Here is a 23,059-nt window from a genome sequence, read left to right as displayed (position 1 = left end):
TCACGTCTTCCCCGCAGGGCATTGTGCTGTGCGTGCCCCACCGCGCCGCCAAGAGGCCGCGCACGATCTCGAGGGGAATGCCCATGCACCTGACTCCACGCGAACAGGAACGGCTGACGCTGTTCTCCGCAGCCGAACTCGCCCGCCGGCGCCTCGCCCGCGGGGCGCTGCTCGGCACGACCGAGGCCGTCGCCCTGGTGTGCGACGAGGTCCTGGAGATGGCCTGGGACGGCGTGTCACTGGAGACCGTCGTCGAACTCGCCCGGGAGGTCGTCCCGCGCGACCAGTTGCTGCCCGGAGTCGCCGGGGCCGTGCCCGCGATCCAGGTCGAGGCGCTCTTCCCGCACGGTTCCACGCTGGTCCACGTCGCCGAGCCGTTCGGCCCGGCAGGGCCGACCGACCCCGGCGCCGTGCTGGCCGCCGAGGGCGAGGTGGAACTGGCTCCCGGCAGGCCGCGCAAGGAGCTGGAGATCGACAACCGGGGCGCCCGCGCCGTGTGGGTCTCCTCCCACTTCCCGCTGGAGGAGGCGAATTCCGCCCTGGAGTTCGACCGCGAGGCCGCCGCAGGGCACCGGCTCGACATCCCGGCCGGCAGCTCGGACCGGTTCGAGCCCGGCGAGAAGCGCATCGTCACCGTGGTGGCGCGAGGAGGAGACCGATGAGCCGGATGTCCCGGCGCGAGTACGCGTCGCTGTACGGCCCCACCACCGGCGACCGGATCCGGCTGGCCGACACCGACCTGTGGGTACGGGTGGAGGCCGACGACACCGAGCCCGGCGAGGAGATGCTCGGCGGCTGCGGCAAGACCGCGCGCGACGGCCTGCTGGTGGCCGGCCGGGCGCCGCGCGAGAGCGCGCTGGACATGGTGATCCTCGGCGTGGTCGTGATGGACCCGCTGCTCGGCGTCCGCAAGACCAACATCGGCATCAAGGAGGGCCGGATCGTCGGCGTCGGACGGGCCGGCAACCCGGAGAGCAACGACGGCGTCGAGCTCGTCGTCGACTCCCACACCGCGATGATCAACGGCCAGGGGCTCGTCGCCACCGCCGGGGTCGTGGACTCCCACGTCCACCTGTCCAGCCCCGAGGTGGTGCCCGCGGCGCTCTCCGCCGGTGTCACCACCATGGTCGGCATGGGCATCGGCGGCGTGTGGGACGTCGGCGCCAACCCCGCGTACAACCTGCACAGCCTCATCGAGGGCTGGCGCGACGCGCCGGTCAACGTGGCGTTCCTGGCTCGCGGCTCGTCGTCCTCGCAGGAGCTGCTGGAGCGTGCGGTCCTCGCCGGCTCCGGCGGATTCAAGATCCACGAGGACTGGGGGGCCACGCCCCGCATCGTCGACACCTGCCTGGGCGTCGCGGAGGAGGCGGACCTGCCGGTCGCCCTGCACACCGACACCCTCAACGAGTCCGGCTACCTGGCCGACACGCTCTCCGCGACCCGCGGACGCACCGTGCACGCCTACCACGTCGAGGGCGGCGGCGGTCACCCCGACCTGCTGGAGATCGTCTCCCAGCCGCATGTGCTGACCTCCTCGACCACCCCGACGCTGCCCCTGACTCCCGCGACCGTGGCCGAACTGCTCCCCATGACGATGACCGTCCACGGCGGCCACCACGGGATGGAGAGCGATGTGTCCATCGCGGCGAGCCGGGTGCGCGAGCACGCCATCGCCGCCGAGAACGCTCTGCACGACCTCGGCGCGATCAGCATCGTCAACTCCGACTCCATGGGCATGGGCCGCATCGCGGAGACCGCCCGCCGCACCTGGCAACTCGCCCACGTCCAGGCCCACCTGGCCGGGCAGAGCGGCCCGGACTTCGTCAACAACGAGCGGGTGCTCCGCTATCTGGCCAAGATCACGCTGAACCCGGCGATCGCCCACGGAATGGCCTCGGACGTCGGCTCCCTGCGGCCCGGCAGCATCGCCGACATCGTGCTGTGGCGCCCGGCGACCTTCGGGGCGCAGCCGGAGCTGGTGCTGAAGTCCGGCTTCGTGGCCTGGGGGCTGTCCGGTTCCGGCTCCGGCTCGACCCGGCTGACCCAGCCGAGGGTGATGAGGCCCTACTTCGGCGGCCTGGGCGGAGCTCCGCGCCGGCTGTCCACGGTCTTCGTCTCCCAGGCGTGCCTGGACGACCGCGCCTCCGTCACCGCCCTCCCCAAGGGGGTGCGCTACACGGCGCTGCGCGACAGCCGCGGCCTGACCCGGGGCGACATGGTCGGCAACACCGCCGTACCGAGGGTCCAGGTGCCCACCACGCCCGACGCGGTTCTCGTCGACGGCCGTCCGATCGACATCCACCACGCCGCCGACCTGCCGCTGACCCGCCTGCAGAACATGGCCTGACCCGCCCCGTACCCGGTGCCGCCCCCGGCCTCCGTACCCGGTCCTGTCCCGGACTCCGCGCCCAGGTCCCTGTCCCCGCCTCCGGGTCCGGACCGGCCGGTTCCGCCCGCCCACCCGAAAGCCGCTCGATGCTTGATCTCAAACTGCGCAACGCCCTCATCCGTACGGTGGACGACCACCACCCCCGCGCCCGCACCCTCGGCGTCCTCGCCGGGCGGATCGTCGGCCTCGACGAGACGGTCGAGAACCTGCCCGCCCGCACCGTGCTCGACTGCGGCGGCGCGGTCGTCGTCCCCGGATTCGGCGACGCCCACAACCACATGGCCTGGTTCGGCCAGTCACTGGGCGAGCTCGACCTGAGCGCGGCGACCACGCTGTCCCAGGTCTACGACGCCGTCGCCCGCCGCGCGGCCGGGCTGCCCGCCGACGCCTGGATCGTGGGCTCCGGCTACGACGACACGGTCATGGGCGGGCACCCGCACCGCGCGGAGCTGGACCGGGCCGCCGGCGGTCGGCCGGTGTGGCTGAAGCACCGCTCCGGACACATGTGCGTGGCGAACAGCGAGGTACTGCGGCGGGCCGGCGTCCTCGGCGAAAGCGCCGACGCCCCCGAGGGCGGGGTCGTGGTGCGCGACGCCGACGGTGCGCCGACCGGGCTGCTCCAGGAGCGGGCCCAGGCCCTGGTCACCGCTCTGGTCATGCCGTACCCGGTGGCCGAACTGGCCGACGCGGTCGGCCGGGCGAGCGAGGTGTACGCCGCGGAGGGCCTGACCCACGTGGTGGAGGCAGGGATCGGGCTCGGCCTCATCGGCCGCAGTCCCGTCGAGGCCGCCGCGTACCAGCTGGCCCGCGAGCGCGGAACACTGCGGACCCGGGTCGAGCTGATGGTGGCCGCCGACAACCTGCACGCCCTGCGCGCGCACCCCGACGACGGCATCACCACCGGGATCGACCTGGGCCTGCGCTCCGGCTTCGGCGACGACCGGCTGCGTCTGGGCCCCATGAAGATCTGGCTGGACGGGTCGCTGATCGGCCGTACGGCCGCGGTCTCCGAGCCGTTCTGCGGGCACGACCACGCGAGCGGCGTCTACCAGAACGACCCTGACGAGATGCGCCGGCTCGTCGTCGAGGCCCACCGGGCCGGCTGGCGGGTGGCCGCGCACGCCATCGGCGACAGCGCCGTCGACCTGGCCCTCGACGCCTTCGCCGAGGCGCAGCGCGTCGCGCCCCGCCCGGACGTGCGGCACCGCATCGAGCACTCCGCGGTGGTCCGCCCCGACCATCTGGACCGCTACGCCCGGCTGGGAGTGGTCCCGGTGCCGCAGCCCCGCTTCCTGTACGAGGTGGGCGACAGCATGGCCGAGGGCCTGGGCCCGGAGCGGACGCGGTGGATGTACCGGCACCGTTCCTTCCTCGACCGGGGGGTCAGGGTGCCGGGCAGTTCCGACCGGCCGGTCGCCCCGGGCGCCCCGCTCCTCGGCATGCAGTCCATGGTCGACCGCCTCAGCCGGGCGGGCACCGTGCTCGCCCCCGACGAGCGGGTGAGCGCCGAGCAGGCACTGCGGGCCTACACGATCGACGCGGCCTGGGCCAGTCACGACGAGGACCGTCGGGGCAGCATCAGCCCCGGCAAGCACGCGGACTTTGTCATACTTTCCGATGACCCGGTCAGTGTCGACAGTCATCGGATCGGCGCCATCGACGTACTGGCCACCTTCGTGGCCGGAGAGTGCGTCCACGGCGCCGACGCCCTCGGGGACCTCTCAGCAACTGGCGGTCCCCTCCCCCCGACCGGATCCCCCCGGGCGCACTCAAGGAGTCACGCATGAGCACTGTCGACCAGGTCACCCCAGGGGCTCCTCCCGGCCCACCGCCCGTGGTGACCGGCAAGGACGCCGGACGCGTCGCCTTCGCGTCCTTCGTCGGCACGGCGCTGGAGTGGTACGACTACTTCCTCTTCGGCACCGCCTCAGCCATCGTCTTCAACCGGCTGTACTTCACCACCCTCGACCCGACGACGGCCACCCTCGCGGCCTTCGCCACCTTCGGTGTCGGCTTCGCCGCCCGGCCGATCGGCGCACTCGCCTTCGGATGGCTGGGCGACCGCATGGGCCGGAAGCCGGCTCTGCTCATAACCGTGGTGATGATCGGCGCGGCCACCGGTCTGATCGGCCTGCTGCCGGGCTACGCCACGATCGGCGTGGCCGCGCCCCTGCTGCTGGTGCTCCTGCGCCTGGTCCAGGGCATCGCCGTCGGCGGCGAGTGGGGCGGCGCGATCACCCTGGCCGTCGAGCACGCGCCGCCGGAGAAGCGGGGCTGGTACGCCGCCCTCCCGCAGGTCGGCTCCCCGGTGGGCACCCTGCTGTCGTCCGGCGCCTTCGCCCTGGTCCTCCTGCTGCCCTCCGAGTCCTTCGACGCCTGGGGCTGGCGCCTGCCGTTCCTGCTCGCCTTCCCGCTGATGGGCATCGCCGTCTACATCCGCCGCAGGGTCGAGGAGTCGCCGCTCTTCGACGAGATGATGCAGCACAACGAGCAGGCCAAGGTGCCCGCGCTCGACGTCTTCCGCAAGGCCTGGGGCCGTCTGCTGGTCGCGATGGCATCGGCGACCCTGGGCGTCGGCGGCTTCTACATGCTGACCACGTTCATGATCAGCTACGGCACCGACACCCTGGGACTGCCGCGCTCCCTCATGGTCAACGGAACCCTGGTCGCGGCGGTCGTCGAGATCGCGGTGATCATCGTGGTGGGCCGCATGGCCGACCGTCTCGGCCCCGGCCGGGTCACCCTGTGGGGCGGCCTGGCGAGCGCCGCCTTCGCCTTCCCGCTCTTCTGGCTGGTGGAGACCGAGAACCCCGTGGTCGTCGTGCTGGCCATGGCGGCCGGCGTCGCCGTGCTCTCCGTCGCCTACGCGGTGTCCGGGGCGCTGCTGGCCGAGCTGTTCCCGGCGCGGCTGCGCTACACCGGCGTGGCACTGTCCTACAACCTCGCCGGCGCACTCACCGGCTTCCTGCCGTTCCTGGCGACCGCGCTGCTGGTGGCCGGCGGTGGGGCGTCGTGGCCGGCGGCCCTGCTGCTGATGGTCCTCTCCCTGGTCACCGCCCTCGGCGGACTCCTGGGCGAGAGGATGCGGGTGAAGGACAACGTGACCTCCGCCTGAGCCGTCCCGCGTCCGGCACCGACCCGCGGTGCCACCGGCTTCCCCGGTACGGGCGACCCTCGTGCGGCCCGCTGCCTCCTCGTGGACGCTGTTGGTTCGCAGCACTCCGCCCCGCTGGATGTCATCCAGCGGGGCGGAGTGCTGCGGGCCGCACGTCCGGCCCGTCCCGCGCCTCGCCCAACGGGCCTTCTCCCGGTTCCGGTTGCACGCGGCGGCCAGGGCGGTGTCCGGCCGGACACGAGCGGAGACGCTACGGTTCTGGGGCACCGCACTTCACGCAAGTACCAGCTGAAGGGAACCATCATGGCCACCACGCGTCAGGCCCACAACGTCTGGGAAGGCAGCCTGCTCGAGGGCAAGGGGGTCGTCACCCTCGACTCCTCCGGCATCGGCGAGTACGAGGTCACCTGGGCGGCCCGGAGCGAGCCCGCCCAGAGCGGCAGGACCAGCCCGGAGGAGCTGATCGCGGCCGCCCACTCCAGCTGCTTCAACATGGCGTTCTCGCACGCCCTCGCCGGTGCCGGGAACCCGCCGGCCCGCCTGGAGACCAAGGCCGACGTGACGTTCCAGCCGGGTGAGGGCATCACCGGCATCCACCTCACGGTCGTGGGCGATGTCCCGGGCCTCGACGAGGCAGGCTTCGTCAAGGCCGCCGAGGAGGCCAAGGTGAACTGCCCGGTCAGCCAGGCCCTGAAGGGCACGAACATCACCCTCAGCGCGTCGCTCGCCTAGCACAGTGGCATCTTGAGGCACAGTGGCCCGCACGGTTACATGTCGCGTTGCTTGCGTGATACACCGTGCGGGTCACTTCTCCTGTTCATTTCCTGTCCGCCAGCAGGGAGTTGCCTCATGTCGACAACACGACGCCAAGTCCTGGCCCGCACCGGCGCGCTCGGTGCCGGAATCGCCTTCACCGGGGCCTTCACCGAACTCTTCGCCGGCACAGCCACCGCCCGTGGACACTCCGGGTACGGCCCGCTGATCCCCGACCCCGACGGTCTGCTCGATCTGCCGAAAGGTTTCCGCTACAAGGTCCTCTCCCGCGAGGGCGAACCCATGAGCTCGGGCGAGGGACCGGTACCGAGCAACCACGACGGCATGGCCGCCTTCGCGGGCCGCCGCGGCCGGACCCATCTCGTGCGCAATCACGAGAACCGGCACACCGCGAGGATCGGCGTACCGGCCGTCGAGGGCCTGACCTACGACCCGATGGGCAAGGGCGGCTGCACCGCCCTCGAACTCGACGGCCGGGGCAACGTCCTGTCGGAGCGGGTCGCCATCGCCGGCACCGCGGTCAACTGCGCCGGCGGCCCCACGCCTTGGAACACCTGGCTGACCTGCGAGGAGACCGAGGACCGGGCCGGCACCAACGGCTACACCAAGGACCACGGCTTCATCTTCGAGGTCGACGGCGCCGACCCGCACCGCACCGGAGCCGTGCCGCTCACCGCGATGGGCCGCTTCCAGCACGAGGCGATCGCCATCGACCCCCGGAACGGCATCGTGTACGAGACGGAGGACGCCTTCGAGCGGCCCTTCGGTCTCTTCTACCGCTTCCTGCCGAACAAGCCGCTGGGCGGCACCGGTTCGCTCCGCGCGGGCGGCGAACTGGAGGCCATGCGGGTGCCCGGCGTCCCGGACCTGTCGGGAATCCAGGAGATCGGCGCGTCCTTCGACCGGATCGAATGGGTACCCGTACCGGACAGCCAGGCCGGGGAAACCCCCATCAGGCACCAGGACTTCGGGCCGAAGGGCATTACCCACGCGCAGAAGCTGGAGGGCTGCTACTGGGGCGGGAAGTCGGTGTACTTCGTCTCCAGCTACGCCCGCAGCTCCGAGGGCTCGGCGGGCGACCACTACGGCCAGGTGTGGAAGTACGAGCCGCACCGCCGGCGCCTCACCCTGGTCGTCGTCTTCGGACCCGACACGGACATCCGGATGCCCGGCGAGTCCCCGGACAACATCTGCCTGGCGCCCAGCGGCGGCCTGATGGTCTGCGAGGACGGCAGCGGCGAACAGCACGTGTACGGGCTGACCAAGCGCGGCGAGGTGTATCCGGTGGCACGGAACGCGCAGGCTCTGACATCAGCCGCTGCCGCGGCGGGCGGAACGCCCGAGGAGCCTGAGTGGGGCGAGTTCGCCGGCGTCGCGTTCTCGCCGGACGAGGAGACGATGTACGTCAACTGCTACACGCCGGGCACGACGTTCGCGGTCACGGGACCGTGGAGCTGATCTGACGGTTCCACAGGACGCGACCTGACCGGTTCGGCCGGTACGCACAGGGCCGCGGGGCGGATGCACCATCCGCCCCGCGGCCCTGCCGTTTCCGGCGCGGGGTCACTGCTCGCTTCACTGCTCGCGCGACTACTCGACGACGATCTCCACCGGCAGGTTGCCGCGGGTCGCCTTCGAGTACGGGCAGTACGCGTGGGTCTTCTCGAGCAGATCCCGGCCGGCCTCACCCTGGAGGTGGTCGGGCAGCTCGACGCGCATGATCACGGAAAGGCCGAAGCCGCCGTCGGTGTCCTTGCCGATGCTGACCTCCGCGGTCACGGAGGCGTCCTTGACGTCGAGCTTCTCCTGGCGGCCTATGGCGCCCATCGCGCTGGCGAAACAGGCGGCGTATCCGGCGGCGAAGAGCTGCTCGGGGTTGGTGCCCTGGCCGTTGCCGCCGAGAGCCGCGGGGAAGGCGAGCGGCAGGTCGATCAGGCCGTCGGAGCTGACGGCACGGCCCTCGCGGCCGTTGGCGGTGGCGACAGCGGTGTAGAGCGCGTCCATGGGTGCATCCCTCTTCGTCGGGGTCGGGAACCGATGCCCCGAATCAAAGCACACAACTTAATTGTGCACAACTCAATTGGCTGCCGCTTGGTATGGTGGGCGCATGGAGAAGAAGACACCGCGGGACGTTCCGGACGAGGACTTCCTCCGCCTCGAGCACCAGATCTGCTTCTCGCTGCACGCGGCGTCGCGGGCGTTCAACGGCGTGTACCGCACCGCCCTGAAGGACCTGGGGCTCACATATCCGCAGTACCTGGTGATGCTGGTGCTCTGGGAGCACGGCGAACTGCCCGTCAAGGAGATCGGCGAACACCTGCGGCTGGACAGCGGCACGCTCTCGCCGCTGCTGAAGCGGCTGGAGTCGACGGGCTACGTGGAGCGCCGCCGCAGCACGCAGGACGAGCGCTCGGTCACCGCGCGGCCTACGGGGGCGGGGCTCGCGCTGCGGGAGAAGGCGCTGTGCATGCCCCGCAGGGTCGCCGAGGCGACGGGGCTTCCGCTGGAGCGGATCCGTGCGCTGCGGGACGAGCTGAACGCGCTGACGGCGCGGCTCGACGCGACCATGTGACCGGCCCCCTCCCCTTCCCACAACCGGGCTCCGCCCGGACCCCGCGCCTCAAACGCCGGCGAGGCCGCAGAGCAGCCCGGCCGGCGTTTGAGGCCACCGCGCGAAGCGCGGTACACCGCCCGCCCGCTCGCCCGCTCGCCCTCGCAGCGGCCCGCCCGCCCGACTAGTACCGCAGCTCCGCCGCCACCCGTCCCTCCCCCGCCAGCGTGTCGTCCGGTACGAAGACCACCTCCGCGCCGCCGTTCAGCGCCGTCTCCACCAGTTCGTCGACGATGTCCTCCCGTACGGCGGGGTCCGCGACCGTCGAGTCGTGCACGGGCTGGAGGTGCTCGCCGTCCACCCGGACCGTGCGCTGGAAGTGCTCCTCGACGACGACGAGCGCGGCCCGGTCCTGTCGTACCGCGACCCAGACCTCGTCGAGGCCCGCCGCGTGCGTCCGGCGGCCGCGGGCCGAGTCGAGGCGGCCCGCGATGCGGCCGGCCTCGGCCCGGCGGTGTTCCTCGAGCGCCGGGCGGAGCTCCTTGAGGAGTTCGGGCCCCGGCCCGTCCGTGAGGCCGCCCTTGACCACCCGTCCCGCCGGCACCACCGGGTGCCCAGCCGTCGCCGCGTCCTGGAGCAGGCCGAGCGCGGGCGCGAGTCCGACGAGGAACAGCGGCCGGGGCTCGGCCTCGGTCACGGCGGCGAGCGCGGTGTCGACGTCCCGCATGAACTGGCGGGTCGTCTCGTCGGTGAAGGTGCTCGCCACGTCCCCCTGGCGTTCCTCACGCTGCGGATTGGGCGGCTCCTGCGGCCGCACCCGCGGGAAGCCGCCACCGGTGTGCTCGCTCAGCGCCTCGTCGGTGCCGCTCCACAGGGTGGCCCGGTCGGCCGCGATCACCAGGACCCAGTAGAGCCCGCCCTGGGCCTTCGCCGCGACGAGGTTGCGGGTGAGGTAGCTGTCGCTCAGCACGACCCGCTCCGGCACGGTGCGCGGCAGGTTCCACAGCTGGTACTCGTCCGAATCGGCGAAGATCACCAGCCCGTCGCGGTTCTGCCGCAGGTCGATGTCGTCGGCGGCCCTGTCCAGCTGTGCCTTGATGGCGTTGCGCGCCTGGCGGTTCACGGCGTCGTCGGTGTCGAGCCTGCGCCCGGCCTCGGCCAGGAGGTTCCTCAGCCGCAGCGTGTCCTGTTCGTTGTCCGGCTCGCGCCGGTGGGTGGGCATGGTGACGGAGACCGCCGGGTATGCCTTGGGCTCTCGCAGCTTGCGCAGCAGTGCGGGTGTCAGGGCGTCGGTTTCCATGTCTCCCTCTCGGCTCTCCCCCGCTGTTCGACGGATCCACCCTCCCCCCGCGTCGCGAAGGCCGCATCCGGACGCGGAAGCCCTGCTGCCGGTGTCCCCCTGTGAGGACAACGGCAGCAGGGCCAAAGGGCGGCGTGGCAGGCCACGCCCGCGGCGGTCCGTGGCGCTATTTCACCGAGCCCGCCATCACGCCCTGCACGAAGTGCCGCTGGAAGGCGAAGAAGACCACCAGCGGAACCACCAGGGAAAGGAACGCCCCTGGTGCGAGGACCCCGATGTTGCTGCCGAACTGCCGCATCTGCGACTGCAGCGCCACCGTCAGCGGCTGGGACTCGTTGTCCGCGAAGAGCAGCGCGACGAGCATGTCGTTCCAGACCCAGAGGAACTGGAAGATCGCCAGGCTCGCGAGGGCCGGACGTCCGAGCGGGAGGACGAGGCGGGAGAAGATCCGCCACTCCGAGCCGCCGTCCATCCGCGCGGCCTCCAGCATCTCCCGCGGGATCTCCGCGAAGTAGTTGCGCAGCAGGAAGATGGCGAACGGCAGCCCGTAGGCGACGTGGAAGAGGACGACGCCCGCGACCGTGCCGAAGAGTCCGACGGCGCCGAACAGCTTGGCCACCGGGAGCAGCCCGATCTGTACGGGCACGACCAGCAGGCCGACGACCACCAGGAAGATCGCGTCGCGGCCGGGGAACTCCAGCCAGGCGAAGGCGTATCCGGCGAGTGCCGCGATACCGACGACCAGTGCGGTGGCCGGGACCGAGATCAGGACCGTGTTCCAGAAGGCGCCGGCGATTCCGGAGTCCTCGAAGAGGGCGGTGTAGTTGTCCAGGGACAGCTGCGAGGGGTCGGTCAGTGCCGTCCACCAGCCGTCGGACGCGTTGTCTCGCTCCGAGCGCAGGGAGGAGAGGAACAGTCCTGCCAGCGGAGTGATCCAGACGAGGGCGACCACGATCAGCACGGCCTGGACGGCTCCGCTGCCGAGCCATTCGGTGAGCCGCCCCTTGCGGCGGGGACGGGCCGCGGAGGGGGCCGGGACGGGCCGGACGGCGGGGCTCGCGGCCGGCCGGCGCTCGACGGTGGTGTGGCCGCTCATGCTCGGCTCCTTCGGAAGCGCCGGACGTTGAAGATCATGGCCGGTACGACCAGCAGGAGCAGCAGGACGCTGAGTGCGCTGCCGAGTCCCTGATCGTTGCCGCCGCCGAAGGACACCAGCCACATCCGGGTGGCCAGCACATTGGCCTCTTCCTGCACCGGTCCCGGCGCGATGATCCAGACGAGGTCGAAGACCTTCATCACGTTGATGACCAGGGTCACGAAGACGACCGTGAGCACGGGGGTGAGCAGCGGCACGGTGATCTTGCGGAAGATCTGGCCCTCCGTCGCGCCGTCCATCCGGGCCGCCTCCAGCGCGTCGCGCGGAATGGCGGCGAGCCCGGCGCCGATGAGCACCATCGCGAAGCCGGTCCACACCCACAGATAGGCGCCGATGATGGCCGGTGTGACGAGTGCGGGACCGAGCCAGCTCACGCCCTGGTAGGGCGCCGCGAAGTTCGAGGCCGGCACGCGGACGGTGTACTCGCCGTCGGTGAGGCCCTTGAAGCGGAAGGAGCCGTCGGCGGCGGTGGTCGTGGTGGCGGCCACCTTGCCGTCGTGCACGGCCTCCACGGTCATGCCGGGCAGGCCCTTCTCCGCCGGGTCGACCTTGCCCTGGGTGCCGCCGCCGCCCGGTGCGAAGTCGAGGTAGGCGACGCCGCCGATCTCGTCCGCGCCGGGTTCCTGGACAGCGGCGGTCCGTGCCTGCGGCGGCACCGCGTCGGGTGCCACGCCGACGAAGCCGAGGTTCACCGGGTCACCGGGCCGGACGGCTCCGGACGTCGTGTAGGGGCCGCCGTCCTTGCCGGTGAGGTTCTGGTTCTCACGGGCGCGGGCCGTCGGGTAGGCGGCCGGGTCCTCGAAGGTGTCGTGCACCCCGACGACCACCGCGTTGAGCACGCCGCGGTCCGGGTTCTGCTCGTACGCGAGCCGGAAGATGATGCCCGCGGCGAGGAAGGAGACGGCCATGGGCAGGAACAGCACCAGCTTGAACGCGGTGGCCCAGCGGACCTTCTCCGTGAGGACGGCCAGCATCAGACCGAGGCCGGTCAGCAGGACCGGGGCGACGACGACCCAGATGGTGCTGTTGCGGATGGCCTTGAGGGTGGCGGGGTCCCGGAAGATCTCCGTGTAGTTCGCCGCGCCGACGAATTGCTCTCCGCTCGCGTCGAACAGGCTGCGTCCGAAGGAGAAGAGGACGGGGTAGACGACGAGCGCGCCGAGCAGCAGGACGGCCGGCAGGACGAAGAGGACCGCGAGGCGGCGTTTTCTGCGCTGGGCCCGGCGCCGCGGATCGGGCGCGGCGCCGGCCTTGGGAGCGCGGGCCCGGTGGGACCGCTCCTTGAGGGTGTCGGCCATGGCGGTCGGCCTCAGTTCCCGTAGGCCTTGGCGGCCGCGGCCTCGAGCTTCGCCGCGGTGGCCTTCGGGTCGGACGGGTCGCGCAGGAAGTCCTGGAGGAGCTTCCACTCGCCGGAGCCCTTGGTGCCGCCGAACGCGGCGGGCGCCTGGTCGGACATGTCGAAGCGGACCGAGTTGCCGGCCGCGACGAGCGACTGTGCCGTGGTGCGGGTGGTGTCGTCGCCGTACGCGTCGGGCTTCACGTCCTTGTTCGGGGACAGGAACCCGCCGGCGCCGGCCCAGATCTCGGCCGCCTCCGGGGTGGCGAGGAACTCGAGGAGCTTCATGCCGGCTTCGCCGTTCTTGCCGTCCTTGAGGACCACGGCCGCGTCTCCGCCGCTGACCACCGGGGCCTTGCCGCCGTCCACGGCGGGGAACGGGAAGAAGTCGGCGTCCTCTCCGAGCTTCTTGCCGAACTCGTCCTTGGCGATGCCGCCGACGAAGTCTCCTTCGTAGACCATGCCCGCCTTGGGCTCGGGTCCGAAGACGGCCTCGACGGAGGCAGGGAAGTCGGTCTGCAGCGCGGTCTTGGCGCCGCCCGCGACGAGTTGGTCGTCCTTGAACAGTTCACCCAGGGTGGTCAGGGCCGTCACGACGCTCTCGTCGGTCCACTTGAGTTCGTGCTTGGCGAGCTGGTCGTACTTCTCGGGTCCGGCCTGGGAGAGGTAGATGTTCTCGAACCAGTCGGTGAGGGTCCAGCCGTCCTCTCCGGCGACCGCGAAGGCGGGCCGGCCGGAGTCGGCGAGCGTACGGCCCGCCTCGAGGAGGTCGTCGTAGCTCTTGGGCGTGGTGACGCCGGCCTGGGTGAACGCCTCCGGGCTGTACCAGACGGTCGACTTGTGGGCGGCCTTGAAGTAGAGGCCGTAGTACTTGCCGTCGACGGTGCCGTAGTCCTTCCACACCGGGGCGAGGTTGGCGCCGGCGGTCTTGGCGGTCGTGTCGGACAGCGGCCTCAGCCAGCCCTCCTCGGCGAACTGCTGGAGCACGCCGACCTGGGGCACCATCACGACGTCGGGCGCGTTGCCGCCCTCGATCTTGCTGCCGACGAACGTGGAGACGTTGTCGCCGGAGGGGACGAAGACGGTCTTGGCGCCGGTCTTCTCGCTGAAGGCGTCGAGCACCTTCTTGAAGTTCTTCTGCTCGCTGCCGGTCCACACGCCGGCGACGGTCACGGTCTTGCCGCTGAGTTCGCCGCCGCTCGCGGGGCCCGTGGTGCCGCCGCAGGCACCGGCGCCGAGAGTGAGGCCGAGCACGGCCGAGGCCGCGGCCGTGGTGCGCAGGGTGGTGTTTCTGCTGGTTCGTCGCATCGGGAGGGTCCTTCCGAAGTGAGGTTCAAGAGGCGGGGTTGTCGCCGGTCCACCAGGCGGCGGTCGCTCCGGGGAGCACACCGTCGGAGCAGGGACCGCTGGAGAGCAGAGGCGTTCCGGACACGGGCGCGGGCACCGGCTCGGTGCCGAAGTTGACGGCGCAGATCAGCCCGTCGCCGCGGGCCATCGCGAGGACCTGCGGCGGCGCGTCGAGCCAGCGAAGGGTTCCCTCCCCCAACTGCGGAAGGCTGCGCCGCAGTTGGAGTCCTTCGCGGTACAGGTGCCAGAAGGAGCGGGTGTCGGCCAGGGCCCGGTCCGTGGCGTGCTCCGCGAACCACTCGGGTTGCGGAAGCCACGGCCGGGCCCCGGCCGCGCCCTGGCTGAAGCCGAACGGGGAAGCGTGGCCGGACCAGGGCAGCGGGACGCGGCAGCCGTCGCGGATGTGCTTGCGGCTGCCGGTGCGGTGGAAGATCGGGTCGGTGAGCACCTCGTCCGGCAGGTCGAGGACCTCGGGGAGGCCGAGTTCCTCTCCCTGGTAGACGTAGGCGGCGCCGGGCAGGGCGAGCATGAGGAGGGCCGCGGCCCTGGCGCGGGCGGCGCCGAGCCCGCTGGCCTCGACACCGGGCTCGCCCGCGTAGCGGGTGACGGTGCGCACCTGGTCGTGGTTGTTGAGGACCCAGGTGACGGTGGAGCCGGTGCCGGCGATGTCGCGTACCGCCTCGTCGATCGTCGACCGGAAGGCGTTCGCGTCCCAGGGGGCGGAGAGGAGGTCGAAGAAGAACGCCTGGTGCAGTTCGTCGGCGCGTACGTACTCGGCGTGCTCGCGGGCGGTCGGTACGGAGACCTCGCCGACGAGCAGCCGGTCGTGGCCGTCGGCGGCGGTGTACTCCTCGCACACCGAGCGCCAGCGGCGCCACACGTCGTGCACCTCGGGCTGGTTCCAGGCCAGCGGGTTGACGGAGTCGCGGGCACGCTCGTCGGCTTCGGGGTCGTCGGAGTCGGGCATCTGCGGGTGCTTGAAGAGCCCTGCGGCGACGTCGATGCGGAAGCCGTCTACTCCCCGGTCCAGCCAGAAGCGCAGCACCTGCTCGAAGTCGTCGCCGACGGCCGGGTCGCGCCAGTTGAGGTCGGGCTGCTCCGGGGTGAAGAGGTGGAGGTACCACTGACCGGGGGTGCCGTCGGGCTCGGTGACGCGGCTCCAGGCCGGGCCGCCGAACATGGCGCGCCAGTTGTTGGGCGGCTCGTCGCCGCCGGGTCCGCGGCCGGGCGCGAAGTGGAAGCGGGAGCGGGCGGCGGCGCCGGGGCCGGCGGCGAGTGCCTCGCGGAACCACGGGTGCTCGCTGGAGCAGTGGTTGGGGACGATGTCGAGCAGCAGCTTGAGTCCGAGGCGGCGGGCGTCCGCCATCAGCCGGTCGAATTCGGCGAGGTCTCCGTACACGGGGTCGACGCCGGTGTAGTCGGCGACGTCGTAGCCGTGGTCGTGCTGCGGGGACGGGTAGAAGGGGCTGAGCCAGATGCCGTCGACGCCGAGCTTCTTGAGGTAGGGCAGTCCGGCCCGTACGCCGGCCAGGTCGCCGATGCCGTCCCCGGTGCTGTCGAGGAAGCTGCGGACGTAGACCTGGTAGATCACCGCGTCGCGCCACCAGCGGTCAGGGGTGGCGGCGGGGCGGGAGGGGTGGCCGGTGCCGGCCACAAGCGTGCTGAGCATCTCGCGTCGACCTGTTTCTGCTGAATGCGAGAGCGCCCCGGATCGGGTGCGCTGTTATGCATGCATGTTAAGTAGCCGTGACTGGAAGGTGTCAACGATGCGTCCGGAAACGGTTGAAAGCTGGGGTGGTTTGCGCCGGTAAGTGCTGATCGAAAAGGAGAGGACCCTACTTAACATGTAAGTAGAGTCCTTGATTCGAGATACCGGAAGGGCGGGAGGCGCGGGTCAGCCCCTGCGGGAGATCGCCTCGAGCTCGCACGCGAGCCTCGCCACCGCCGCCTCGGGCGTCTGCCGCTGGGCCATGACGTCCTGCGCCACCGCCTGCACGGCGAGGCTCACCTGGTCGTACCGCGCACTCTTGGGCCGCGGGACCGCCGACAGCACACTCTGCCGCAGCGTCGGCAGATAGGGGTGGGCCCTGACCAGCTCCGGGTCCTCGTACAGGGCGGCGCGAACCGGCGGCAGCGAGCCCTCCGTCAGCACCTGCCGCTGGACCCGTTCGCTGGTGAGGTAGGCGATCAGGTCGGCGGCGGAGGCCGGGTTGCGGGAGTGAGCGCTGACGGCGAGGTTCGAGCCGCCCAGCACACTGGTGCCCGGCCCGTCGGGCCCGGGCAGCGGCACCACGCCGAACTTCCCCGCGACCTTCGAGTCCTCGGCGCTCGCGTCGGTGTAGACGTAGGGCCAGTTGCGGAGGAAGAGCAGCCTGCCGTCCTGGAAGGCCTGCCGCGACTCCTCCTCCTTGTAGCCGAGGGCCTCGCGCGGGATCCAGCCCTCCTTCACCCCGTCCGCCAGGAAAGTCAGCGCCTCCCGGGCGGCGGCGGAGTCCACGGTGACCCGGTCCCCGTCGTCACGCAGGATCGACCCGCCCGCCGAGTGCACGGCCTCCGCGACGTTGACCGTCAACCCCTCGTAGGGCAGGAACTGGCCGGCGTAACCGTCCAGGCCGTGCCCGGGGGCGAGCGTACGGGCCTGACGGGCCAGTTCGGCCCAGGTACGCGGCGGTTTCTCGCCCGCCCGGTCGAGGACGTCCTTGCGGTAGTAGAGCAGTCCGGCGTTGGTGACGTACGGAACCGCGTACAGCCGCCCGTCGAAGGTGGCGGTGTCGACGACCGGCCGCAGGAAGCTCTCGAGCGGGAAGCGGTCGCGTCGCAGCGGGGAGATCCAGCCCGCGGCGGCGAACTCCGACGTCCACGCCACATCGATGTTCAGCACGTCGAAGCGGTCACTGCCCGAGCGCAGTTCACTGATCATCTGCGCCCGCGTCTCGTCCGCGGAGTCCGGCAGTTCGACCAGGGTCACCCGCTCGCCGGGGTGGGCGCTGTTCCAGTCGTCGAGGAGTGGCGAGAGATAGTCGGTCAGATCGCCCGCCGTCACGAGCGTCATCGGGCCGCGCCCCCCGGGGTCCGCGGGCCCGGCGCCGACGCCGGAGCCCGCGTAGCCGACGAGCAGCACCGCCGCGACCAGGAGTCCTCTACCCGCGGCACGCATCCACCGCATAGATTCCTCCCAGTGCACGATCCGGCTGCGCCGCCGACCATCGTGGCCTATATATACCCGTTAGGCATGGGCGATACTAGACGTCCAGGCAGACGGGACGAGTGCCACCGGGCACAGGAGCACCGCCTGCCCAACAGGAAACCAGCTCAGCGGGAGAGAGGGGGAGCGCGTGCGGCTGCCGCTCCTGGCACTCCTCACCCGTGGCCCCGCGCATGGTTACGAGCTGAAGCAGGACCTTGAACAGCTCCTCGGTGCCGCGTACCCTCAGCCGAACGTCGGCCAGGTCTACGTCACCCTGGGCCGGCTGGAGAAGAGCGGTCTGATCGACGGCGAGGACGTCGAGCAGTCGGGCCGGCCCAACAAGCGCACGTACCGGCTGACCGACGCCGGGCGTGAGGCGGTGCAGGCCTGGTTCGAGGAGACCACGGACGAGCCGAGGGTGCGGGACGAGTTCTTCATGAAGCTCGCCCTCGCGCCCGAGTCGGGACTCGCGGACCCGATCGCCCTGATCAACAAACAGCGGCGGCAGTACCTCAACACCATGCGGGACCTGTCCAAGCTGGCCGCCTCCGAGGACCGCGACAACAAGGTCTCCCAGCTGCTGATCGAGGGCGCCATGCTGCATCTGCAGGCCGACCTGGACTGGCTGGAGCGCTGTCAGGAGGAGCTGGAATGAGCGACGACACCGCGGCTTCGGACCACGCCGCGGCACCGGGCCCCCCGGCCCGCTCCGCCGACGGACCGGACACGGGACACGGCAACGCGCCCATCGTGCGCGCCGAGGGCCTGACCAAGACGCACCACGGCGAAGGCACGCCCGTGCACGCCGTACGCGGTGTGGCCCTGACGGTCCGGCCCGGCGAGTTCGTCGCCGTCACCGGGCCCTCCGGCGCCGGGAAATCGACGCTGCTGCACCTGGTCGGCGGTCTCCAGCGGCCCGACAGCGGAAAGCTGTGGATCGACGGGCAGCGCGTCGACGAGTACCGCGAGGCCAAGTGGGCGGTACTGCGCCGGCGCAGCATCGGCATCGTCTTCCAGTTCTTCAATCTGGTCTCCAACCTCACCGTCGCCGACAACGTGGAACTCCCGGCACTGCTCGCGGGCGCCTCCCCGCGGGCCGCCCGCGACTCCCGCGCCGAACTCCTCGCCGAGCTCGGGCTCGAGGGCCGCGAGAAGGCGATGCCCGGCGAACTCTCCGGAGGAGAGCAGCAGCGGGTCGCGCTCGCCCGCGCCCTGGTCAACCACCCCGCCCTGCTCCTCGCCGACGAACCGGCAGGCAGCCTCGACAGCAAGGGGACGCGGGAGGTGCTGCGGCTGCTCTCGCGGTTCCACCAGCGCGGGCAGACCATTCTGATGGTCACCCATGACGCCCGGATGGCCAGTGCCGCCGACCGCGTCATCAGCTTCTTCGACGGACGCGTCGCCGACGACGCGGAGCTCGGCGGCGGACGCCGCGGGCCGCGCGGCGGGGTGTCCGGCGTTCTCGAACTGAAGGAGTGACCGTGCGGGCCACCCTGCGCTGGGCGCACGCCGACTTCCGCGCACACCGCGGCGAGGCCCTCTTCGTCGTCCTGGCCAGCGCCGGGATCATCGCCTCCCTGCTGCTGGCCGGCGCTCTGTTCAGCTACGCCGCCAACCCCTGGCAGCGGGTCTTCAACCAGTCCCAGGGCGCACACATCTGGTTGCAGACCCGGGCGGGGGCCGACCCGGCCGCACTGTCCGGACTCGACGGTGTCGCCGCGCTCTCCGGCCCCTACCGGACCGCCGCCACCACCGTCGAGTCACGGGGCACCAGGGCCGCGGTCGATCTGCGCGCGGCGGGCATCCGGCCGCCGGACGTGGCACGGCCGCTGATCACCTCCGGCAGCTGGCTCACGCAGGTGGACACCGACCGCGCCGCCGGCACCGTCGTCCTGGAGAGCTCCGTCGCCAGGTCGCTGTGGGCGGAGCCCGGCGACACGGTGCGCGTCACCGGGCGGGACGGCGAGACACGCACCCTGCGCGTGAACGGCGTGGCGGAGGCGGCGGAGCCGCACTACCGGCCCGGCGGCGGACCGGGCATCGGCTGGGTCCTGCCGGACACCCTCGACACCGTCGCGCCGGGCGACACCGGGCAGAGCGTGGGGCTGCGGCTGGAGGACTCCGGCGACACCGACTTCATGGTCCAGCGGGCCGTGACCCTGCTGGGCGCCGACCGCGTCGCCCAGGTCACCAAGTGGCAGCAGGCACGGGCGGACGCCGGGGGCGACGACCGGCTGCTCGGTCAGCTCTTCGCCGTGTTCGGGCTCGGCGCGCTGCTGGCCGCCGCGCTCGCCGCGTCCGGGGCGATCGGCGCACGGGTCCGCGGACAACTGCGGGACATCGCCGTGCTCAAGGCCGTCGGGTTCACACCGGGACAGGTGGTCCGCGGCTTCCTGGTGCAGCACCTGGCGTTCGCGCTGCTCGGCGTCGCTCTGGGGACGGCGGCCATCGCCCTCCTCGGGAAGCGGATACCGGGCCGGATCGGGGATGCCGCCGCCCTGTGGCAGGACCTGCCCGGACACGCGGCGCTGATGATCGGTGTGCCGTGCGGCGCGATTCTGCTGATCGCGGCGGCGACCGGGCTCGCCGCCTGGCGCGCCGGCCGGGTCCCGCCGGTGCCGGTGGCCCGCGCGGCCCAGCCGACCGCCGCGCCGATGACCGCGCTCGGGCGGCGGGCGCTCGGGCTGCGGGTGACGCCGGCGCTCGTGCTCGGCTGGCGCTCCGCCTTCCCGCGCCGGGGCCGTACCGCTGCCGCGGTGGGGCGCCTCGCGCTGCCGCTGGTGCTGATCACCGTGGCCCTCGTCGCCTGGTCCACGCTGGACCAGTTCCGCAGCAGGCCCACGCAGATGGGGCTGCCCTCCGCACTGACCGTACGGGCTCAGCAGCCGGGCGGGCCGACCGAGGCGCAACTGCTGCGGACCCTGGCCGAGGTCCCGGAGGTCACCGCCGTCCATCCGGGCGTCGAGATGGCGGCCCTCGTCCCCGGCCAGACCGGAACCATCACGCTGCGCGGGCTCGGCACCGCACAGGACCCGTACCCGTCCGCGGTGGCAGAGGGCCGGGCCGCCCGTGGCGCCGACGAGGCGGTCGCCGGGCAGGGACTGCTCGACCTGCTGGGCGTACGCGTCGGCGACTGGGTGCGCATGACGGTCGAGGGCCGGCCCCAGATCCTGCACATCGTGGGCCGCAGCATCGAACCCGAGTCGGGCGGGCGGATCATCACCACGACCGTCGACGCGCTCGGGGAACGCGACCCGGGGCTCCGGCCCGGATTCCACGCCCTGGTGCTGGCAGAGGGCTCGGACCCGCGGGCGGTGCGGGCGGCGCTCGACGAGGCGGCGGACGGTGGGCTGGAGATCCGTGAGACGCCCAACCCGGCGGACCGGCTGGAACCCGCGCGTGGCGTGATCGCGGCCCTGATCGCCGTACTGGCCCTGATCGGTCTGACCGAGCTGCTGACACTGATCGGCACGGGGGTACGCGACCGGGGACGGGACCTGCTCGCGCTGAAGGCGATCGGGCTGACACCCCGGCAGATCGGCTCGGTCATCGTGATCGCCGCCGGACTGACGGCGCTGGTGTCGGCCGTGGCGGGAACCGCGCTCGGTGCGCTGTCGGGCATGTGGCTGGTGGACGCCCAGGGCAGTTCGAGCGGGATGGGAGCGGGCATCGCCCATCTGCCGCCGTGGCCGGTTCTGGTGGCGGTCGTGGCCGGCGCGGTGGCGGGGGCGGTGGCGGCGGCTTCGCTGCCGGCTGCGCGCACGGCGCGGCGGCGGCCGGCGGACTCGCTGAGCGAGACGCTCTGACGAGCGGTCCGGGGAGCGTGCGGAGCTCCGCACGCTCCCCGGACCTGTGGGGGGAAAGACCGCGGCTCAGTTGCCGCCGAAGCCTCCCTGCTCCTGGTCCTGACCGTTCTGGTCCTGACCGTTCTGACCTTGGCCCTGGTCCTGGTCCTGACCGTCCTGGCCCTGTCCCTGGTCACCCGCGCCGCCGCCGTCGCCCGCGCCGATCTGCGCGCCGACCGCCGCCAGCGCCGTCGTCACCGGCTGGAAGAACGTCTCGCCGCCCGAGGTGCAGTCGCCGCTGCCGCCCGAGGTCAGGCCGATCGCGGTGCCGTCGCGGGTGAACATGGCTCCGCCGCTGTCACCCGGCTCCGCGCACACGTTCGTCTGGATGAGGCCGGTGACCGTGCCCTCCGGGTAGTTCACCGTCGCGTCCAGACCGGTGACCTGACCACTGTTCAGGCCAGTGGTGCTGCCCATGCGGAAGACCTCCTGGCCGACCGCCGCGTCATCGGCCCGCGCGATGTCCAGGTTCTGACCGTTGCCGAGATCGACCGAACTCGGGGCCTGTGTCGCGGGGTCGTCGTACGTGACGAGGGCGAAGTCGCCGTCGCCCGGGAAGGTCGCCTGCTGGACCGTGCCGACCGGGGCGCCGTTGGGGTCCTCCGACCACTGGTCGTCGGCGACACCGCAGTGTCCGGCCGTGAGGAAGCCGGGCCGGCCGTCCCCGGTGGTGACGTTGAAGCCGAGGGAACACCGCGATCCACCGCCGAAGATGGCGTCGCCGCCCTCCAGAAAGGGCTTGTACTCGCCGGAGGACTTCCGGATACGGGCCGTTCCCGCGCCCAGCGCCTCGACGGTGGACTCCAGCCGGTTCCAGTCGTCGCCGGTGACCGTGCGGTCCGCCGTGACCAGGACTCTGTTGGTCCTCGGGTCGACGGCCCAGGCCGTACCGGGGATCGTGGCCTCGCGGGCGAGGGTGTTCGCCGCCGACCTCAGCTCACCCATGCTGTTCCCGACGGACCGCGCCACGGCGCCGGCTTCCTCGACCCGGCCGGCCACGTCGTCGCCCGCGCCGCTGATGTTGACGACGACCTGCTGTTTCCGTGCGTCGTAATACGCACCCGCATACGCGTCACCGAGCTCGGGGCCCAGCTTCGACACGAGGTCCTGGGCGGCCGCCGCACTCAGCGTTCTCGCCTCGCCCTTCGGCGTGGAACCGGAGCCGGACTGTGATGCGTTGGCGTGGGGCAGCAGCACGGCAGCCGCCGCGATGCCCACCGCCCCGGCTCCTGCAAGCACGGCATTCCGCCTGTGTATTCGCCTGTGACTCAACTCGCCGCCTCCTGCGGGGATACGGAATCCGGCTGCCGACGGCAGACCGGGGGACGCGTCCGACCGTTGATACGGATGGGGCGGGAGTTGTACTCATCGCAGTCGCGAAATCGGCGGCCCGATCGTCCGTCAGTCCGTCAGGAGATCCGGCGGGGACGGCTCATGAGGGCAGCCGGGCGCCGCACCGGCTGCAGTGACGCGCCGAGGCATCCTCCGCGGGGCGGTCGCACTCCGGGCAGACACGGCTCAGCATGCAGGCCGGGTCGCCTCCTTCGGCGGCTTCCGGAACCACCCTCGCCCTGCCGATGGTCATGCCGGGGCGGCGGCGGTGCGCGGTGAGGTACGCGAGGCCGTCGGGCCCGGCGGACACGGCGCGCTCGACGCCGTGCGGCAGCCAGGCCACACTGCCGGGCTCCAGGCTCTGCCGTTCTCCCGCGGTCGTCAGTTCGCCGCTGCCCTCGACCACGCAGAGGAGCACGTCCAGGTCCGGCTCCACATGGACGACACCGCGGGTGCCGGGCAGGAGGCGGACGATGTTCGCGTCCAGTTGGCGCGCGACGGGATCGAGTCGCCAGACGGCGCCTGCCCGGTCGGCGGGAACGGCGAGCAGATCCGCCTTCCCGGCGAGCACGCCGGCCTTCGGGGGCACTGCCATGCCGTTCCTCCAGAACACGCGGACCACGGAGCCGGAACATCATTGCACGGTGCAATCCATGTACGTGACCGGTGGTGGCGTCGTACGTGACCGGTGGAGGCGGTGACGTGACCGGTGGAGGCGGCCCGGGAA

The 23,059-nt window shown here is 71.9% G+C and carries 19 protein-coding genes; 10 read left to right on the top strand and 9 right to left on the bottom strand.

The window, feature by feature from the left end; translation table 11 throughout:
* Positions 1–83: 83 nt before the first annotated feature.
* The 6 genes from ureA (at position 84) to ACFYV1_RS01805 (ending at position 7,736) form a co-directional block, all read left to right on the top strand.
* The gene (gene ureA / locus ACFYV1_RS01830; protein ID WP_389393359.1) at positions 84–662 is read left to right on the top strand and encodes an urease subunit gamma; all 579 of its coding nucleotides are present in this window, start codon (positions 84–86) and stop codon (positions 660–662) included.
* Positions 659–2,347 carry an urease subunit alpha gene (locus ACFYV1_RS01825; protein ID WP_389393358.1) on the top strand — a complete coding sequence of 563 codons (1,689 nt, stop codon included), beginning with the start codon at positions 659–661 and terminating at the stop codon, positions 2,345–2,347. Before ureA ends, ACFYV1_RS01825 begins: the two co-directional genes overlap by 4 nt.
* A gap of 128 nt (positions 2,348–2,475) precedes the next feature.
* A complete protein-coding gene (locus ACFYV1_RS01820) occupies positions 2,476–4,176 on the top strand; it encodes an amidohydrolase (protein ID WP_389393357.1) in 1,701 nt (566 codons plus the stop codon).
* Positions 4,173–5,504 (top strand): MFS transporter, encoded by a 1,332-nt coding sequence (locus ACFYV1_RS01815; protein WP_389393356.1) that lies wholly within the window; start codon positions 4,173–4,175, stop codon positions 5,502–5,504. Before ACFYV1_RS01820 ends, ACFYV1_RS01815 begins: the two co-directional genes overlap by 4 nt.
* 303 nt (positions 5,505–5,807) lie before the next feature.
* On the top strand, positions 5,808–6,236 hold the full coding sequence (locus tag ACFYV1_RS01810; RefSeq protein ID WP_389393355.1) for an OsmC family protein: 429 nt from the start codon (positions 5,808–5,810) through the stop codon (positions 6,234–6,236).
* A gap of 117 nt (positions 6,237–6,353) precedes the next feature.
* Positions 6,354–7,736 carry an alkaline phosphatase PhoX gene (locus tag ACFYV1_RS01805; protein ID WP_389393354.1) on the top strand — a complete coding sequence of 461 codons (1,383 nt, stop codon included), beginning with the start codon at positions 6,354–6,356 and terminating at the stop codon, positions 7,734–7,736.
* A 132-nt stretch (positions 7,737–7,868) separates the two neighbouring features.
* Here ACFYV1_RS01805 and ACFYV1_RS01800 read toward each other — a convergent pair whose 3' ends face one another.
* Entirely contained in the window at positions 7,869–8,282 is a 414-nt protein-coding gene (locus ACFYV1_RS01800) for an organic hydroperoxide resistance protein (protein ID WP_389393353.1), read from the bottom strand.
* A 103-nt stretch (positions 8,283–8,385) separates the two neighbouring features.
* Here ACFYV1_RS01800 and ACFYV1_RS01795 point away from each other — a divergent pair, with 103 nt between their 5' ends.
* Positions 8,386–8,850, top strand: a complete 465-nt coding sequence (locus ACFYV1_RS01795; protein ID WP_389393352.1) for a MarR family winged helix-turn-helix transcriptional regulator — start codon at positions 8,386–8,388, stop codon at positions 8,848–8,850.
* Between the two features lie 163 nt (positions 8,851–9,013).
* Here ACFYV1_RS01795 and ACFYV1_RS01790 read toward each other — a convergent pair whose 3' ends face one another.
* From ACFYV1_RS01790 to ACFYV1_RS01765, 6 genes are all read right to left on the bottom strand, one after another.
* On the bottom strand, positions 9,014–10,129 hold the full coding sequence (locus ACFYV1_RS01790) for a chemotaxis protein (RefSeq protein WP_389393351.1): 1,116 nt from the start codon (positions 10,127–10,129) through the stop codon (positions 9,014–9,016).
* 166 nt (positions 10,130–10,295) lie between these two features.
* Entirely contained in the window at positions 10,296–11,225 is a 930-nt protein-coding gene (locus ACFYV1_RS01785) for a carbohydrate ABC transporter permease (RefSeq protein ID WP_389393350.1), read from the bottom strand.
* Positions 11,222–12,583: an ABC transporter permease subunit gene (locus ACFYV1_RS01780; RefSeq protein ID WP_389393349.1), complete on the bottom strand. Its 1,362-nt coding sequence runs from the start codon at positions 12,581–12,583 to the stop codon at positions 11,222–11,224. The genes ACFYV1_RS01785 and ACFYV1_RS01780 overlap by 4 nt, the downstream gene beginning before the upstream one ends.
* A gap of 11 nt (positions 12,584–12,594) precedes the next feature.
* Positions 12,595–13,929 carry an ABC transporter substrate-binding protein gene (locus ACFYV1_RS01775; protein ID WP_389393348.1) on the bottom strand — a complete coding sequence of 445 codons (1,335 nt, stop codon included), beginning with the start codon at positions 13,927–13,929 and terminating at the stop codon, positions 12,595–12,597.
* A gap of 25 nt (positions 13,930–13,954) precedes the next feature.
* Positions 13,955–15,637: a glycoside hydrolase family 13 protein gene (locus ACFYV1_RS01770; protein WP_389393347.1), complete on the bottom strand. Its 1,683-nt coding sequence runs from the start codon at positions 15,635–15,637 to the stop codon at positions 13,955–13,957.
* 225 nt (positions 15,638–15,862) lie between these two features.
* Positions 15,863–17,134, bottom strand: a complete 1,272-nt coding sequence (locus tag ACFYV1_RS01765; RefSeq protein ID WP_389393346.1) for an ABC transporter substrate-binding protein — start codon at positions 17,132–17,134, stop codon at positions 15,863–15,865.
* A gap of 169 nt (positions 17,135–17,303) precedes the next feature.
* Here ACFYV1_RS01765 and ACFYV1_RS01760 point away from each other — a divergent pair, with 169 nt between their 5' ends.
* From ACFYV1_RS01760 to ACFYV1_RS01750, 3 genes are read left to right on the top strand one after another with little or no spacing between them, the layout of a single operon-like run.
* Positions 17,304–17,810, top strand: coding sequence for a PadR family transcriptional regulator (locus ACFYV1_RS01760; protein WP_389393345.1), 507 nt, complete (start codon positions 17,304–17,306; stop codon positions 17,808–17,810).
* Positions 17,807–18,634 carry an ABC transporter ATP-binding protein gene (locus tag ACFYV1_RS01755; RefSeq protein ID WP_389393344.1) on the top strand — a complete coding sequence of 276 codons (828 nt, stop codon included), beginning with the start codon at positions 17,807–17,809 and terminating at the stop codon, positions 18,632–18,634. The genes ACFYV1_RS01760 and ACFYV1_RS01755 overlap by 4 nt, the downstream gene beginning before the upstream one ends.
* Before the next feature lie 2 nt (positions 18,635–18,636).
* Positions 18,637–20,961: an FtsX-like permease family protein gene (locus ACFYV1_RS01750; RefSeq protein ID WP_389393343.1), complete on the top strand. Its 2,325-nt coding sequence runs from the start codon at positions 18,637–18,639 to the stop codon at positions 20,959–20,961.
* 66 nt (positions 20,962–21,027) lie between these two features.
* Here ACFYV1_RS01750 and ACFYV1_RS01745 read toward each other — a convergent pair whose 3' ends face one another.
* Positions 21,028–22,272, bottom strand: coding sequence for a S1 family peptidase (locus ACFYV1_RS01745; RefSeq protein WP_389393342.1), 1,245 nt, complete (start codon positions 22,270–22,272; stop codon positions 21,028–21,030).
* 160 nt (positions 22,273–22,432) lie between these two features.
* The gene (locus tag ACFYV1_RS01740; protein ID WP_389393341.1) at positions 22,433–22,927 is read right to left on the bottom strand and encodes a cupin domain-containing protein; all 495 of its coding nucleotides are present in this window, start codon (positions 22,925–22,927) and stop codon (positions 22,433–22,435) included.
* Positions 22,928–23,059 lie beyond the last annotated feature (132 nt).

This window comes from Streptomyces sp. NPDC003023 (genome assembly GCF_042888225.1).
Taxonomy (GTDB): Bacteria; Actinomycetota; Actinomycetes; order Streptomycetales; family Streptomycetaceae; genus Streptomyces.
Note: the sequence above shows the minus strand (reverse complement) of the source record. Positions and strands in the feature narration are given on the sequence as shown.